This is a genomic window from Paraburkholderia sp. BR13444 (assembly GCF_040948755.1).
Lineage (GTDB): Bacteria > Pseudomonadota > Gammaproteobacteria > Burkholderiales > Burkholderiaceae > Paraburkholderia > Paraburkholderia youngii.
Window position 1 is genome coordinate 663,443 of sequence record NZ_JBFPKM010000002.1, and the last position, 15,453, is coordinate 678,895.

Sequence of the window (15,453 nt, forward strand, 5' to 3'; positions counted from 1 at the left end):
GCTGACTGATCCGCCCGCGCCACATGACGCCTACCGCTTCTCTGCGCCGTCGCCTCGTCACGCTCTACGCGGCGCTGATCGCCGCCAACCTCGGCACTTGGCTGTGGGCGCTGATCGCATTTCGCCACTACCCGCTGCTGCTCGGCACCGCGCTGCTCGCGTATGGCTTCGGTCTGCGTCATGCGGTTGACGCCGACCACATCGCGGCGATCGACGCGGTCACGCGCAAGCTGATGCAAACAGGCAAGCGGCCGCTCGGCATCGGGCTCGCGTTTTCGCTCGGACACTCGACCATCGTGATCGCGGCGACGATCGGCATCGCGTGGACCACGCATTCGCTGCACGGGCGCTTCGAGAGCCTCAAGGAACTCGGCGGCACGCTCGGCACGCTGGTTTCGGCGACGTTCCTGCTGGTGCTCGCGGCGGTCAATCTCGTGATCCTGCGCGATGTGTGGCGTCGCTACCGGCACGCGCAACACGATGGCGCCGTGGCGACCGCGTCAACCGATTCGCTCGCCCCAGCCGGGCTGCTGTCGCGTGCGTTACGGCCGCTGTTCCGGCTGGTGACCAGAAGCTGGCACATGTACCCGGTCGGCGTGCTGTTCGGCCTCGGCTTCGATACCGCGACCGAGATCGGCCTGCTCGCGATCGCAGCGTCGCAGGCGAGCACCGGTCTGCCGCTCTACTCGATCCTCGTGTTCCCCGCGCTCTTCACGGCCGGCATGACGCTCGTCGATTCGACCGATAACGTGCTGATGGTGCACGCATACGGCTGGGCGATGGATGACCCGAAGCGCAAGCTGTACTACAACGCGAGCATCACGTTCGTGTCGGCGGTGGTCGCGATCGTGATCGGCGGCATCGAGGCGTTGGGACTACTGTCGGACCGCTTCGGCTGGAGCGGCGGGGTGTTGGATGCGATCGCCCGCATCAACGATCACTTTGGCGCGCTCGGCTATGCGATCGTCGCGGCCTTCATGGCGTGCTGGATCGGCTCGGTGCTGTTTCATCGCTGGAGACGGCCAACCGCGGCGACAGGCGCGGCAACAAGCGCGGCGCCCAAATGACTCGTTCCGGTATAACTCACTCGACCCATGCGAGGCGATCGGTAAGGATTCCAGCGCGATGCCGTCGTTCTGTCCGCTACGGCGCGCACCGCTCGCAAGCATGCATCGCGCAAGCGTTGCGACGACGACACACCGCGCGCCGTTTATCGCCCGATCGGCTGGCGCGGTGCGCCGCCGGCGCGCCAGAGCCGCGAGCAATCGCTTACACTGAGACGGCTTTTCTCGCGCTGTCGCGCCGCTCGCGCGACGCTTCGGAACCGGCAACAGAACGGACTGGACACGCCATCGATGAAAACGCCAGCGGACCGACTTCTCGCATCTGACGCACTAAACACAGCCCGCCTCACCGCCGACGCCTACGGCAACCACGCCCTCGACGAATTCCTCGCCGGCCGCATCACGCGCCGCGAACTGCTGCGCTACGCGAGCGTGATCGGTCTTTCAGTCGCGGGCGGCGGCTTGCTCGGCGCGCCGCGAGCGAGGGCGCAAGGTGCGCCGGCCCCGTCGAACCAGACGATCCGCGTCGCGCATCTGACGCCGGCGGGCGCCGTCGATCCGCTGACGGTCACCGACGCCGCGAGCCTCGCGCTGCTAAACCAGACCGGCGAATTCCTGATCGACGACGACGGCGAGAAGCTGATGCTCAAACCCGCGCTCGCGCTGTCGTGGAAGCCGAACGACAAGGGCGACGTGTGGACGTTCAGGCTGCGCCCCAACGTGAAATTCCACGACGGCCAGAGCTTCGGCGCGAAAGACGTGGTCGCCACCTTCGACCGTCTCGCCGATCCCGCGAGCGGCTCGGCCGCGTTGTCGGTATTGAAGGGCGTGCTGTCGAAAGGCGGTGCGAAGGTCGTCGACGAACACACGGTCGAGTTTCATCTCGACGCGCCGATCGGCAATTTCCCCTACTACGTTTCCTCGGATAATTACAACGCGGTGATCCTGCCCGCGAACTTCGCGGGCAACTACGAAAAGAGCTTCATCGGCACCGGCCCGTTCAAACTCGAAAAATATCAGCCGAAGGTCGGCGCATCGTTCGTGCGCAATCCCGACTACTGGGGCGACAAAGCGTTACCCCAACGGGTACAGTTTTCGTTCTATGCGGACGAACAGGCGCAACTGCTCGCGCTGCAAGGCCACCAGGCCGACGTGATGGGCACCTTCACCGTGCAGGGCGGCGCGGCCATTCTGAACAATCCAGACTACAAGGCAGTGGGCGTGAAGTCGAGCGCGCATCGGCAGATCCATATGCGCAACGACAGCCCGCTCTTCAAGGACAAACGCGTGCGCCAGGCGCTCGCGCTGTCGCTCGATCGCGACGTGCTCGTGCGTGGTCTCTTCAAGGGTCGCGCGCAACTCGGCAACGACAGCCCGTTCGCGCCGGTGTTTCCGTCGTCGGACGCAGGCGTGCCGCAACGCAAGATCGATGTCGCGAAGGCGAAGCAACTGCTCGCGCAAGCCGGCGTGCCGAACGGTTTCGATGTCACGCTGACCACCGAAAAATACATGGAGATCCCCGACCTCGCGGTCGTCGTGCAGAACGCCGCGAAGGCGATCGGCGTGCGCATCAACCTGAAGGTCGAGAGCCAGTCGCTGTACTACGGCGCGGGCACGCCGGGCAAATCCGACTGGCTCGACTCGCCGCTCGGCATCACCGACTACGGTCATCGCGGCGTGCCGAACGTGTTCCTCAACGCGACGCTCACGAGCAACGGCACGTGGAATGCTGCGCACTTCAAGAATCCGCAATACGATCAACTGGTCGCGCAGTTCGTCGCGGCGATCGACCTCGCCACGCAGAAGAAACTCTCCGGACAGATCCAGACGCTGCTGCTCGACGAAACGCCGCTGATCATCCCGTTCTTCTACGATCAGCTGATCGCGATGCGCAAGGGGGTGAACGGCGTGCGCTTCACCGCGCTCGCGCAGCTGTATTTCGATCGCGCGACGCTGAGCGCGTAAGTACCGCGCTGCTCAACGCACCTTTCGCAGGAGAACTCACGATGTCGGCTCCGGCGCCCTCTCCCGCCTCGAATCCATCGCGTTTGCCGCGCGCGACGAACGGCAACGCGGGCCGCATCGCGCGTTTTCTGGCGACGCGCGCGGGTCTGTCGCTGATCACGCTGTGGCTCCTGTCGCTGATCGTGTTCGCGGGCGGCCAGTTGCTGCCCGGCGATATCGGCCGCGCGGTGCTCGGGCCGCTCGCCGATGCGCGCGCGGTCGCCGCGCTCAATCATCAGCTCGGCGCCGACCGGCCGCTGCTCACGCAGTACATCGACTGGATCACGCATTTCGTGCGCGGCGACATGGGGCTGTCGTACGCGTATCGCGAACCGGTCGGGCCGTTCATCGCCGATGCGCTAGCGCATTCGGCGAAGCTCGGCCTCTTCGCGTTCATCGTCGTCGTGCCGCTCGGCATTGCGGGCGGCGTGTGGTCTGCGATGCATGCGGGGCGCTGGCTCGATCGCACGATCAGCATTGCCGGTTTGTCGGCGACCGTGGTGCCGGAGTTCGTGTCGTCGATCGTGCTGATCCTCGTGTTCGGCGTGTGGCTGCGCTGGCTGCCGATCGAGGCCTCGTTTCCGCCCGATGCAAGCGTGCTCGAACAGCTGCGGCATCTGGTGCTGCCGGTGCTGCCGCTCGTCTTCGTATTCTTCGGCTATATCGCGCGGATGGCGCGCGCGGGCACCGTCGAAGCGCTCGACGCCGACTACACGCGCACCGCGATCCTCAAGGGCCTGCCGCGCCACGTCGTGATCTGGCGGCACGTGCTGCGCAATGCGCTGCTGCCGACGATCACCGTCGCCGCCACCCAGCTCGGCTACATGATCGGCGGACTCGTGGTGGTCGAAACGCTGTTCCGCTACCAGGGGATCGGCTCGCTGATCTACAACGCCGCCAAGGCGAAGGACTTTCCGATGCTCGAAGCGGGCGTGCTGACGATCGGCGTCGTCTATACGCTCGCGAATCTGGTCGCCGATGCGCTGCACGTGCTGCTCAATCCGCGGCTGCGGGTGAGGACCGCCGAATGAATACGACCGTGCCGCCGGCTTCTTCGACGCCACCAGGCTCACCCGCGCCGGGCGCGCCGGGAGCCACGCCACGCGCGCCCGCCGAGCCACGCTTCCCGCGCCTCCTGCTGCTTCTGAGTTCGCCGACCTTCATCGTGGGCGCGCTGATCGTCGCGTGGTGGATCGTCTGCGCGATCGCCGGGCCCTGGTTCGTGCATCTCGATCCGTACGCGTCCGATCCGCTCAATTCGCTTACACCGCCCGATCGCACGCACTGGTTCGGCACCGATCAGCTCGGCCGCGACGTATTCTCACGCGTGATCGTCGGCGCGCGCGACATCCTGACCATCGCGCCGCTCGCGACGCTGCTCGGCACCGCGGCGGGCACCGCGCTCGGCCTGCTGGTCGGCTACTTCGACGGGTGGGTCGACGACGTGATCGGCCGCGTGATCGACGCGGCGCTCGCGCTGCCGCTCGTGATCATCGCGCTGCTCGCGCTCGCCGCGGTCGGCGCATCGAATCTCACGGTGATTCTCGTGATCGGTCTCACCTTCACGCCGATCACCGCGCGCACCGTGCGCGCCGCCGTATTCGCCGAGCGCCATCTCGACTACGTGGCCGCCGCGCAGCTGCGCGGCGAGCGCGCCCCGTACATCATGTTCGTGGAGATCCTGCCCAATGTGCTTCCGCCGATCGTCGTCGAAGCAACGGTGCGGCTCGGCTATGCGATCTTCGCGGTCGCGACGCTGTCGTTTCTCGGCTTCGGCATCCAGCCGCCGTCGGCCGACTGGGGGCTCGCGCTGTCCGAGTCGTACACGCTGATGGCGGGCGGCGCGTGGTGGACCGTCGTGTTCGCGGCGGGCGCGATCGCGTCGCTGGTGGTCGGCGTCAATCTGATCGCCGACAGCGTGCAGGGAGTGCTCGACCGATGAACGGCGCGCCGCCCTCCTCGTTCGCCGCGTTCGACGTGTCGAAGAGCGATCGCACCGATGCGCTGACCGTGGTCGGCCTGACGGTCACCTACCGGATTCGCGGACGCGATCGCGAAGTGCTGCAGGACGTGTCGTTTCGCGTGCGGCGCGGCGAGGCGTATGGGCTTGTCGGCGAATCGGGCTGTGGCAAGTCGACCGTCGCGATGGCGACGCTGCGATACCTGCCACGCAACGGCAAGGTGAAGGCCGGCAAGATCGTGATCGCCGGCGCGGACGTGCAGAAGCTCGGCGCCGATGCGCTGCGCAGCATGCGGGCGACGACCGTCTCGATGGTCTATCAGGACCCTGGGCGCGCGCTCAACCCGTCGCTGACGATTGCCCGCCAGATATCCGAAGCATTCGAGGCGGCCGGCGTCGCACGCGACGAAGCGTTGCATCGCACGCTCGAGATGTTGCAGCGCGTGCGTATCGCGGCGCCCGAACGCGTTATGGACAGCTATCCGCATCAGTTGTCGGGCGGCATGCAGCAGCGCGTCGTGATCGCGATGGCGCTCGCGTCGAACCCCGCGCTGCTGATTCTCGACGAACCGACCACCGGCCTCGACGCGACCGTCGAAGCGGAAGTGCTCGACCTCGTCGCGCAGTTGCGCGAGGAGTTCGGCACCGCGGTGCTGTTCATCAGCCACAACCTCGCGGTGATCGGCCGCATGTGCGAACGCATCGGCGTGCTGTACGCGGGCAAGCTGGTCGAGGAAGGCGCGACCCAGGACGTGTTCGCGCGGCCGCGTCATCCATACACGGTCGGATTGCTGCGCTGCCTGCCGAGCGCCGGACGCAGCAAGGACCGCGAACGGCTCGATACGATCGCGGGCGGCCTGCCGCTGCCGGGCTCGGTCACGCAGGGCTGCATCTATGCGCAACGCTGCCGTCTCGCCGACGAACGCTGCCGCCGCGACGCGCCGCCGCCCTATCGGCTCGGCGCTGCGCATGGCGATCAGATGGCGCGCTGCCACTATCACGAGCGCGCGATCGAGTTGCCGCGGGCTGCATCGAGCGACGCGCCGGTGGTCTCGGCATCATCCAACGCGGCAGCGCGCGCGTTCTCTGCGCCGGTCCTGCGCGCTCGCAACCTGTCGAAAACATTCCACGTATCCGGTGCGCCGTTGCGCGCGGTCGACGACGTGTCGCTCGAACTCGCGAGCGGCGAGACGCTCGGCCTCGTCGGCGAGTCGGGCAGCGGCAAGACGACGCTCGCGCGGCTGATGCTCGGCTTGCTCGCACCCGATGCCGGCGGCGTGCTCGAACTCGACGGCGCACCGCTCGCCGCGCGCGTCACGCGACGCAGCGACGAGCAGCTGAAGTCGCTGCAGATCGTGTTCCAGAATCCGGACTCGGCGCTCAATCGCGCGCATTCGGTCAAGCGGCTGATCGGTCGTGCGCTCGCGCGCTTCACCGCGCTGCGCGGAGCCCAGATCGACGAAAGGCTCGGCACGCTGACGGACGCCGTGCGGCTGCCCGAGCGCTATCTCGACGCACGTTCGCGCCAGCTATCGGGTGGGCTCAAGCAGCGCGTCGCGATTGCGCGCGCGTTTGCCGGCGAACCACGCGTCGTCGTGTGCGATGAGCCGACTTCGTCGCTCGACGTGTCGGTGCAGGCCGCGATCCTGAACCTGCTCGCCGATCTGCAGCGCGAGCGCGGCGTCAGCTACGTGTTCATCTCGCACGATCTGCACGTTGTGCGCTATGTGTCGGATCGCATCGCGGTGCTCTATCTCGGCCGGCTCCTCGAAATCGGCCCGGCGGCGGCCGTGTTCAATGGACCGCAGCATCCCTATACCGAGGCGCTGTTGTCCGCCGTGCCGACGCTGCCGGGCGAAGGCGCGTCCGGCGAGGAACATCGACGTGCGCGCATCCATCTGACGGGCGAGTTGCCCGGGCCCGGCGCGATGCCGTCGGGCTGCGTGTTTCATACGCGCTGTCCGCGCAAGCTCGGCGCGATCTGCGAACAGCAGGACCCGCCGTTCCTCGACGCCAGCGGCGGCGCCGACTCGCCTTCCGCGCACCGGATTCGCTGCCATATTCCGGTCGCCACACTGCGCGAGCTGCAATGCGAGCGGCGCGACGACAACGCGGGCGACCCGACGAACGGCGCCTCTTCCGACGACGCGTCGGAAAACGCCAGCTAGCGTCGACTCGAACTTCATCGACGTCGCGTGACGCGGCGTCACCAAGCAAAGCGTCCCCTTGACGAATCCCGCGTCGGAACACGCTCTTGTGTCCGCGCGTTTCATCGTCGCAACGTTTTCAGGCGTTTTTCCGGCGTGCGCATCGTACATCCCGGGATCGCCCGCGTCGCTTCAAGGCTCTGCGACGCGTGGCATGGATATCGCTAAATTTGCGGCCAGAGATTCGAAGCCAAACCGGGCGCGCAACGCCGCGCACATCCGCACGACGAGCGTCACCATGCGATGACGCGATATCAAGCGATCAGCACGGCAGCGACGCGCGGCCAACTTCGACACGACGGACTCGGGGTTCGACAAGACCCGCGTGCATAGGTCGGCCGCCGCTTTGGCAGCTGGAGACGCGCGATGAAAACCCGAAATAGCGGCGGTGGAGGCGGCAGTAGCGGCGGTGGCGGTGCTGGTGGCGGAAGCAGCGGCGGCAGCGGGAGCGGCGGTTGCAGTTGCGGAGGCTTCAGCGGGGGTCCGGGTGGTGGCTTTGGCGGTGGCTTCGGTGGCGGGTTCGGCGGAGGCTTTGGCGGAGGCTTCGGCGGCGGTCACGGAGGCAAGGGTGGCGGCAGCGGCGGCAGTGGCAACGGCGGTGGGAACGGGCACTAGGCGTCGCCCGTTGCCCCGGGTAGGGGGCCCCCGCGCCCTACCCGCCGGCGACATGTCCCGGCATACTGTCCGCTATCCGCTGGCAACGGCGGTGGCGTCCCGATCCCCCGGTCGGGCGTCACCGCCGCAGGCCGGTCGGAGCGGCCCGCCCGCCTGCGGCGCGCGCTGACGGAATGGCCCGGAGAGTGCGCGAGCCGCGCCTCGCATCGTCGCGCGAACCGCACCGCGAGCGGCGGGGACACAACCTCCCCTGCGTGTGAGTGTCATGGAACCAATCCGAGACGACCGCCTCATATCAAATTCATCGTTCGATATGAGGGCCCACAACATGCATAGAAGTGTTCCCCCCTCCGCGACCCGCACGGCAGCCGCCGTGCTGATGGCTACCACCGTGGGCCTCGCATCGCTCGCCAATGCGCAAACCCCCGCGCAGCCAATGGCGCAAACCCTGTCGCAAGCGGCGCCACCGGTCGATCCGAGCTTCTCCGCCTACTCGCTCGTACAGAACTGCAAACAGCGCCACGACAACGTCGCGCAAGGGCAATGCGTCAGCGCGATCCGCGGCATCATCCACGGTTATCAATACGGCGTGCTGTTCCTCGCTCAACGCGCCACCTTCCCCGCCAACGAAACCCAGCGCGTGTCGCTATGTCTGCGCGACGTGCCGGTGTCGTCGATCGTCGACGACTTCCTCGCCGATGCCGCTCAGGTACCGGACGACGCACTGCAGCACACCCCCGCCGAAGTCGCCGTGCTCGGCTCCGTGCATCAGCACCACCCCTGCACCTGAGCGCCGCGTCGGCGCGCGCGGCGTCATCCGCGCCCACCTCGCTCAGAGCCTCGCGCGCCGCCGCTCCGCAATGGACGGCGGCCGCGCCGGCGCTTACAACATCTCCAGCGCACGCCTGCCGCGCGGCGGCTTGAAGTACGCGTCGAGCGCGGCGAGTTCGCCGGCTTCCAGCACCAGTTGCGACGCGCGATAGTTGTCGCGCACATGCTCGACCCGCGCCGCCTTCGGAATCGCGCACACATTGGGCTTGCCCAGCACCCACGCGAGCGCCACCTGAAACACGGAGACGCCGCGCGCGTCGGCGATGTCGTCGAGCGGCGAGCGTTTCGGCAGCCGCGCATGATCGACGGGGCTGTATGCCATCGCCGGCATGCCGCGCGCGGCGAGCCATGGCAGCAGATCGAACTCCGGCCCGCGCCGCGCCACGTTGTACAGAATCTGGTTGGTCGCGCACGCGTCACCGCCTGGCGTCGCGACGAGTTCTTCCATGTCGTCGGTATCGAAGTTGCTCACGCCCCAATGACGGATCTTGCCCGCGCGCCGCAGCGCCTCGAAGCCATCGACGGTGTCCGCGAGCGGCACCGAGCCACGCCAGTGCAGCAGATACAAATCCAGCCGGTCCGTCTTCAGACGCTTCAGGCTCTGCTCGCACGCGGCGATCACGCCGCGCCGGCTGGCGTTGTGCGGATACACCTTGCTGACCAGAAACACCTTGTCGCGCAAACCGGCGAGCGCTTCGCCGAGCAGCGACTCGGTCGCGCCGTCGCCGTACATTTCGGCGGTGTCGATCAGCGTCATGCCGAGTTCGATGCCGCAGCGCAGCGCATCGATTTCCGCCGCGCGTCGTGCTTGCCGCTCGCCCATCTCCCACGTGCCCTGCCCCAGCGCCGGAATGCACTCGCCGCCCGGCAAGCTCACGCTTACGATTTCGCTCGTCATGCTGACTCCTTCGAAAGTGGCTCGATCCGGATGCGATGCAATTGCGCGCGGCCTCACCGCGCAACGCATGCTACGAAAAACCTGGAGATGAGTTTAGCGGCTCCGCGGCCTCACGACGGCGCGCCAGGCAAAAGCCCGCTATAACGGGGCGCGCCGATGTTTTAAAATTGCCGCTTGCCCATCTTGCGTGAGCCCCATGACCTCTGCCTCGGAAGACCGCTGGCGCGACCTGCGCCCGGACCCGGAAAACGACACGCCGCTCTATCTGCAACTTGCCCGCAAGCTCGGCAGCGCGATCCACGAAAACCGCTGGAACGCCGGTGAGGCGCTCCCCTCCGAGCGGGTGCTGTCGGAGGCGCTCGGCGTATCGCGCATCACTTCGCGTAAGGCGATCGCGCTGCTCGTCGAGCAGGGTTTGATTCGCCGCACCCAGGGCGCGGGCAGCTTCATCACGCCGCGCTATGAAGATCCGTTGTCGCGCCTGTCGAGCTTCAGCGAAATGCTGCGGCGGCGCGGCTTCACACCGAGTTCGAAGTGGCTGTCGCGGGAAATCTCGCCGGCCAATCGCGACGAGGTGATCCAGTTGGGGCTGTCGCCGGCCGCCGCGGTCACACGGCTGCGGCGGCTGAGACTCGCCGACGGCATCGTGATGGCGGTCGAGAATTCGACGTTCCCGGCCGCGGTGATTCCCGATCCGCAAGCAATCGGCGACTCGCTGTACACGTATCTGGAGAACCGCGGATTGACGATCGTGCGCGCGTTGCAGCACTTTCGCGCGGTGAACGCGAGCGACGAGATCGCGCAGCAGATGAGCATCGCGCCGAACGAGGCGTTGCTGTTGATCACGCGCGTGGGCTATACGGCGGATCAGCGCGCGATCGAGTTGACGGACACGTACTGCCGCAACGATTACTACGACTTCGTGGCGGAGTTGAGGAAGTAGGCTGCGGCTCGGTGAATGGTCCCGCAGCCGGGCGCGCCGCGCTTCAAACTCCAATGCGGCGCACGCTGCCCTGTTACGTCCACCGGGCTTCGTGCGCGCCGATGCGCGCCGGCGGCAGCGCATAAAACGCCGGCGTCTGTTCCAGTTCTTCGGCGGGCTGAACGCCCAGCACGCACCCAAACTCCGATTGCACGCTCGCGACGCAGTCGCGCACATCGTCGAGCGACATCTCGGGCGCCTGCTGTCCATCGGCCAGCAGCCCGAACGACTGCAGCCAGCGCCCGGTCTGCGCAAGCGACACCTTCACGTGCCAGCTGCCACCCTCGCGTGCCCGCCGCGCGAGCGCGACCATCGCGCCGAACGCGGCCAGATAGCCGGTCGCGTGATCGAGCGCCTGACACGGCAGATGCCGCGGCTCGGCCGAATCCGCCGCCGCGCGCTCGGTCCACGCGATGCCGCTCGCCGACTGCACCAGGCTATCGAAGCCGCGTCGCTGCGCCCACGGCCCCGTGTACCCGTACGCGCACACCGACACATAGACGATGCCAGGCCGCAGGCGCGCCAGCTCGTCCGGCCCGAAGCCGCGCGCCGCGAGCGCGCCCGGACGATAGGCCTGCAGGAACACGTCGGCATCGCGCGCGAGTTCGCGCAACGTGTCGCAGCCAGCGGCGTCGCGCAGATCGACGAGCGCCGAACGCTTGCCGCGGCCGTTGTCGATCACGAGCGGCGCGATGTTCGGCAGATGCGGCCCGTTGATCGTCATCACGTCCGCGCCATGATGCGCGAGCGCGCGGCCGGCCACCGGTCCGGCGATGATCCGCGACAGATCCAGCACCCGCACGCACGCGAGCGGACGATCGACTCCCGGTTCGGCGTCGGCGTCGGCGTGGCGCGGCGGCTCGGCCGGCGCATCGCCGATGCGCTCGATCTCGAACAGCGGCAAGCGCGCGATTGCTTTGGCCTGCTCGAGCGCGGCCCATTCGTCGGGCGTGCGAATCAAGGCGGCGCATAGGCCCGCGTCGGCGAGCGTTTGATCGAGCGTCGCGCCCTCCCAGCCGCGAATCGCGGCCGCCACCGACTCCCGGCCGTTGTCGCAGCCGAGCACGTCGAGCACGCCCTTCAAGTGATGCGCAAAATTCGTGTGCAGCTGGATCCAGCGGCCGTCGCCCGTTTCGTAGAAGCCAGTGACCGGATCGCGCAGCGCGGGCGGCGGCCCATCGTCGATCCGCAGATAGCGTTCGCTGCGAAACGCCGCCAGCGCGCGACGCATCTGCACCGACACCCGTTGCCTGTGTCCGCTGCGCAGGTGCCAGTATTCGGCGGCCGCGAGGCCCGTCGCCGCGATGGTCGACGACGCGAGGCTGCCGACGCGATAGACCGAAGGCAAGCCGGGGTCCGCGCCGGCAAGCGACACGGCGTGCAGCGCGACCGGATCGCAGCCGGCGAGGGTCCAGATGTGCTTGAGGGCGAGTTCAGGTGTCATGGCATCGGGCGCGTTGACCGCGCGCACAGAAAGCAGGTGCAACGAGTCTAAATTTGCGCCTTGCTGCAATCAATCTTGATTATGATAATCAATATATATTGATTTCTTCGGTTTCCACTCGCTTTCATGTCAGCCCCGATTTATCTGACCGCCGCCGAAGCGGCCGCGACGCTCGGCGTCAGCTTGCCGACGCTGTACGCGTACGTGAGCCGCGGCATGCTCGGCTCGTCGCCGGATGCGCAAGGCAGGCATCGCCTCTACGATGCCGCCGAGGTGCGGCGCCTTGCGCGTCGCAAGGCGGACGGCAAGCGAGCGGGCAAGGTCGCGCAGAAGGTGCTCGACTGGGGCGTGCCGGTGCTCGAATCGTCGATCACGCTGGTCGCGGACGGTCGGCTGCTGTATCGCGGGCACGATGCGATCGAGCTTGCACGCAGTGCGTCACTCGAAGACGTCGCGGCGCTGCTGTGGCAATGCAGCGCGCGGCGCATCGCCGATGCGCCCGCCGTGCCGCTCGCCCCCGCGCAATGGGCCGCGTGGCTCAAGCTGTGGAGTGACAGCACGCCGCTCGATCGCGCGCTCGTGCTGCTGCCGGCCGCCGCCGCGCAGATGCCGCGCGTGTGGGCGCTCGGCCGCGACGCCCAACTGGACACCGCATGCGCCGTGATGCGGCTGCTGGCCGCCGCGATGCTGCCGGCGGCGCCGTCGAACGAACCGCTGCATCGGCAGATCGCGACGGCCTGGCGGGTGCGCAGCCGGCCGCAAAGCGGGCTGCTGCGCGCGGCGCTGGTCGCGTGCGCGGATCACGAGCTGAACGCGTCGACGTTCACGGTCCGCTGCATCACGTCGACGGGCACGCACTTGTTCGGCGCGGTCGCGGGAGGCCTCGCGGCGCTCTCCGGGCCGCGTCACGGCGGCGAAACCGTGCGCATTGCGGCCCTGCTCGATGAAGCGTCGCGCTCGCCCGATCTGGACCGCTATCTGGCGAACCGCCTCGCGCGGCACGAGCACGGCGCGCAAGGTCCGGTGCTGTCGGGCTTCGGTCATCCGCTCTATCCGGACGGCGATCCGCGCGCGCGGTTGTTGCTGACGATGCTCGCCGACTGCGCGCCGGCCCGCTCGCCGCTCAACGAGGTGCTGCAGCTTGCACGTGCGGTGCGCGACACGACCGGCGCCGAGCCGACCGTGGATTTCGCGCTTGCGGCGCTCGAGCGCGTGCTCGGCTTGCCGACTGGCGCCGCGTTCACGCTCTTTGCGCTCGGGCGGGTGGTCGGCTGGATCGCGCACGCGATGGAGCAGACGCGCGATGGCCGGTTGATCCGGCCGCGAGCGCGGTATATCGGGGAGTATCAGGCGGGAGAGGCTGCTTAGGGCCTGCTTACGGGCTGCTACGGTCTGCTTAGGCGCTACGTCGGACCTGCAAAGCGGCGGCTCGCCGTTCGCCCCGCATCAGACCACGCCCGGCCGACGCGCCAGCCAAGCCGGGACCGGCCAGCCGAGTAGCAGCGTCGGCAGCTTGCGTTGCGAGCCACTCGCCAGCGCGAAACGCGCCCCCTCCCGCCCCGCGCTGATCCATGCCACCGATCCGCGCGCCAACTCGATCGACTGCCCTGCCGCGAGCCAGTGATCTTCATGCTCGCCCTCGACGGTCAGCCAGACCTTGCCGCTGATCATCTTGAAAATCGACGGGCGCGCAACGCGCCAGGCCGTGACGGGCTCGCCATGTTCCAGTTCGAAAACTCGCACTTCTCGCATCGCCGTTCTCCTCGAAGAACTTTCTGTTGTACCGATTATTGGCGTGCGATGATCGGAAACCCATGCACAGTTCCGAACACTTTCATCGGAACTGTTCAGTTAAAAAACCGAACAGTTGGCATGGCTCGCCCGACGCAGGTTACGAGCTTGCGCGCTCGCGGGCCGGCAGCAAAAGGCAAGCGTATGAAACTCGAAATCCAGCTCGATCGGGACAACGGCGTACCGCTTACCGAGCAGATCGTCACGGGCGTTTCGGCGTGGATCCGTTCGCGCAATGCGCATCCTGGCTCGAAGCTGCCGTCGATCCGCCAGTTCGCCGCCGACTTCGGCGTGAGCCGCTTCCCGGTGATCGAGGCATACGACCGGCTGGTGTCGCTCGGCTATGTCGACTCGCGCCACGGCTCCGGCTTTTACGTCGCCGATCGCCAGCCGACGGACATGCGTTGCCAAGGCACGTCGGACCCGCGCCGCGCCGATGTCGAGTCGGACCATTTGCTCGAGCAATTCAACTTTCCGGGCGAGACGCTGAAGCTCAGCACCGGCTTCATTCCCGAAAGCTGGCGCGACATCGATGGCATTGCGCAGGCGATTCGCCACGTGTCGCGAACCGATCCGGCGAGCATGGTCGAATACGCGACGCCGCTCGGCAATCCCGTCTTGCGCGAACAGTTGCGCGGCCGTATTGGCCAGTTGGGCATCCAGGCGGACGCGTCGCAGATTCTGATCACCAATGGCGCGAGCCAGGCGTTCGATCTGCTCGTGCGCTACATGCTGAAGCCTGGCGACACGATCTTTGTCGAGGACCCCGGTTACTACAACCTCTACGGCCTGTTGCGACTGCACGGCATGAAGCTGATCGGCATTCCGCGCACCGGCAGCGGTCCCGACCTCGATGCGATGCAGGCGCAACTGAAGCTGCACCGGCCCAGATTGCTGCTCATCAACACCGTGTTCCACAATCCGACCGGCACCACGGTCGCACCGCAGGTCGCGTTCCGTTTGCTGCAACTGGCGCGTGAGCATGGCTTCCAGATCATCGAGGACGATATCTACGCGGATTTTCAGACCGAGCTCACCGATCGCCTCGCGACCCTCGACCAACTCGAACAGGTGATCTACATCGGCGGACTGTCGAAGACGCTGTCGTCGTCGCTACGGATCGGCTGCGTGGTTGCGAGTCACGCGATCATCAAGGATCTGGTCGATATCAAGATGCTGACGAGCATCGGCGGCTCGCGGTTTGCCGAAGCGGTGGCGGTGTCGATGCTGGAGCGCGGCGCATATCGCAAATATCTGGAGCGACTGCGCCGCCAGATGCGCGGCGCGCTCGGCTCGACCGTCCAGACACTCGAAGATTCCGGCTGGGAAATTTTCGAAGAACCAGCGGGCGGCAAGTTCGTGTGGGCGCGCGTGCCCCATGTCGCGGACGCCGAGCGGCTCGTTGAATGCGGTGTGCCGCTCGGTGTGACGGTGCTGCCTGGACAACACTTCAGGCCGAATCGGGAGGCGAGCCCGTGGATCAGGATTCATGTGGCGTTTGGCAACGAGCCACGGGCGCAGGCGTTTTTTCAGGCGGCGGCGCAGTTGCCGGCTGATGTGTGAACACGGCGCAGAGCGCCGCCGAGACGCAGCGCCGACACCTGCGCAAGACTTCGCCGCTCGCTGCGTCAGGACTCGCTTTTCCCTAGAATAGCGA

13 protein-coding genes are annotated in these 15,453 nt (G+C 67.2%); 10 read left to right on the plus strand and 3 right to left on the minus strand.

What is annotated here, in order from left to right; genetic code table 11:
- Nucleotides 1-23 precede the first annotated feature (23 nt).
- The 7 genes from AB3X95_RS07425 to AB3X95_RS07455 all read left to right on the plus strand — a co-directional run bounded on the left by AB3X95_RS07425 (nucleotide 24) and on the right by AB3X95_RS07455 (nucleotide 8,640).
- The gene (locus AB3X95_RS07425; RefSeq protein WP_176121681.1) at nucleotides 24-1,067 is read left to right on the plus strand and encodes a HoxN/HupN/NixA family nickel/cobalt transporter; all 1,044 of its coding nucleotides are present in this window, start codon (nucleotides 24-26) and stop codon (nucleotides 1,065-1,067) included.
- A 288-nt stretch (nucleotides 1,068-1,355) separates the two neighbouring features.
- Nucleotides 1,356-3,029 carry an ABC transporter substrate-binding protein gene (locus tag AB3X95_RS07430; RefSeq protein WP_176121682.1) on the plus strand — a complete coding sequence of 558 codons (1,674 nt, stop codon included), beginning with the start codon at nucleotides 1,356-1,358 and terminating at the stop codon, nucleotides 3,027-3,029.
- A gap of 41 nt (nucleotides 3,030-3,070) precedes the next feature.
- Nucleotides 3,071-4,099, plus strand: coding sequence for an ABC transporter permease (locus AB3X95_RS07435; protein WP_368621003.1), 1,029 nt, complete (start codon nucleotides 3,071-3,073; stop codon nucleotides 4,097-4,099).
- Complete coding sequence (locus AB3X95_RS07440) at nucleotides 4,096-5,010, plus strand: ABC transporter permease (protein ID WP_368621004.1); 915 nt, start codon at nucleotides 4,096-4,098, stop codon at nucleotides 5,008-5,010. The genes AB3X95_RS07435 and AB3X95_RS07440 overlap by 4 nt, the downstream gene beginning before the upstream one ends.
- Nucleotides 5,007-7,196 (plus strand): ABC transporter ATP-binding protein, encoded by a 2,190-nt coding sequence (locus AB3X95_RS07445; RefSeq protein ID WP_368621005.1) that lies wholly within the window; start codon nucleotides 5,007-5,009, stop codon nucleotides 7,194-7,196. The genes AB3X95_RS07440 and AB3X95_RS07445 overlap by 4 nt, the downstream gene beginning before the upstream one ends.
- A gap of 405 nt (nucleotides 7,197-7,601) precedes the next feature.
- Complete coding sequence (locus AB3X95_RS07450) at nucleotides 7,602-7,850, plus strand: hypothetical protein (RefSeq protein WP_368621006.1); 249 nt, start codon at nucleotides 7,602-7,604, stop codon at nucleotides 7,848-7,850.
- 328 nt (nucleotides 7,851-8,178) lie between these two features.
- Nucleotides 8,179-8,640, plus strand: coding sequence for a Rap1a/Tai family immunity protein (locus AB3X95_RS07455; RefSeq protein ID WP_176121687.1), 462 nt, complete (start codon nucleotides 8,179-8,181; stop codon nucleotides 8,638-8,640).
- 93 nt (nucleotides 8,641-8,733) lie between these two features.
- On the opposite strand, the gene AB3X95_RS07460 is transcribed toward AB3X95_RS07455, so the two are convergent.
- The gene (locus AB3X95_RS07460) at nucleotides 8,734-9,579 is read right to left on the minus strand and encodes an aldo/keto reductase (RefSeq protein ID WP_176365687.1); all 846 of its coding nucleotides are present in this window, start codon (nucleotides 9,577-9,579) and stop codon (nucleotides 8,734-8,736) included.
- A gap of 196 nt (nucleotides 9,580-9,775) precedes the next feature.
- Here AB3X95_RS07460 and AB3X95_RS07465 point away from each other — a divergent pair, with 196 nt between their 5' ends.
- A complete protein-coding gene (locus tag AB3X95_RS07465) occupies nucleotides 9,776-10,522 on the plus strand; it encodes a GntR family transcriptional regulator (protein ID WP_013090333.1) in 747 nt (248 codons plus the stop codon).
- Nucleotides 10,523-10,595: 73 nt separating this feature from the next.
- On the opposite strand, the gene AB3X95_RS07470 is transcribed toward AB3X95_RS07465, so the two are convergent.
- Nucleotides 10,596-12,005, minus strand: coding sequence for a CoA transferase (locus AB3X95_RS07470; RefSeq protein WP_176365707.1), 1,410 nt, complete (start codon nucleotides 12,003-12,005; stop codon nucleotides 10,596-10,598).
- 126 nt (nucleotides 12,006-12,131) lie between these two features.
- Here AB3X95_RS07470 and AB3X95_RS07475 point away from each other — a divergent pair, with 126 nt between their 5' ends.
- Nucleotides 12,132-13,373, plus strand: a complete 1,242-nt coding sequence (locus AB3X95_RS07475) for a citrate/2-methylcitrate synthase (protein WP_368596498.1) — start codon at nucleotides 12,132-12,134, stop codon at nucleotides 13,371-13,373.
- Nucleotides 13,374-13,451: 78 nt separating this feature from the next.
- On the opposite strand, the gene AB3X95_RS07480 is transcribed toward AB3X95_RS07475, so the two are convergent.
- Entirely contained in the window at nucleotides 13,452-13,757 is a 306-nt protein-coding gene (locus AB3X95_RS07480) for a DUF2917 domain-containing protein (RefSeq protein ID WP_176105221.1), read from the minus strand.
- 183 nt (nucleotides 13,758-13,940) lie between these two features.
- Between AB3X95_RS07480 and AB3X95_RS07485 the strand changes: the two genes are divergently transcribed.
- A complete protein-coding gene (locus AB3X95_RS07485) occupies nucleotides 13,941-15,359 on the plus strand; it encodes a PLP-dependent aminotransferase family protein (RefSeq protein ID WP_176121691.1) in 1,419 nt (472 codons plus the stop codon).
- Nucleotides 15,360-15,453 lie beyond the last annotated feature (94 nt).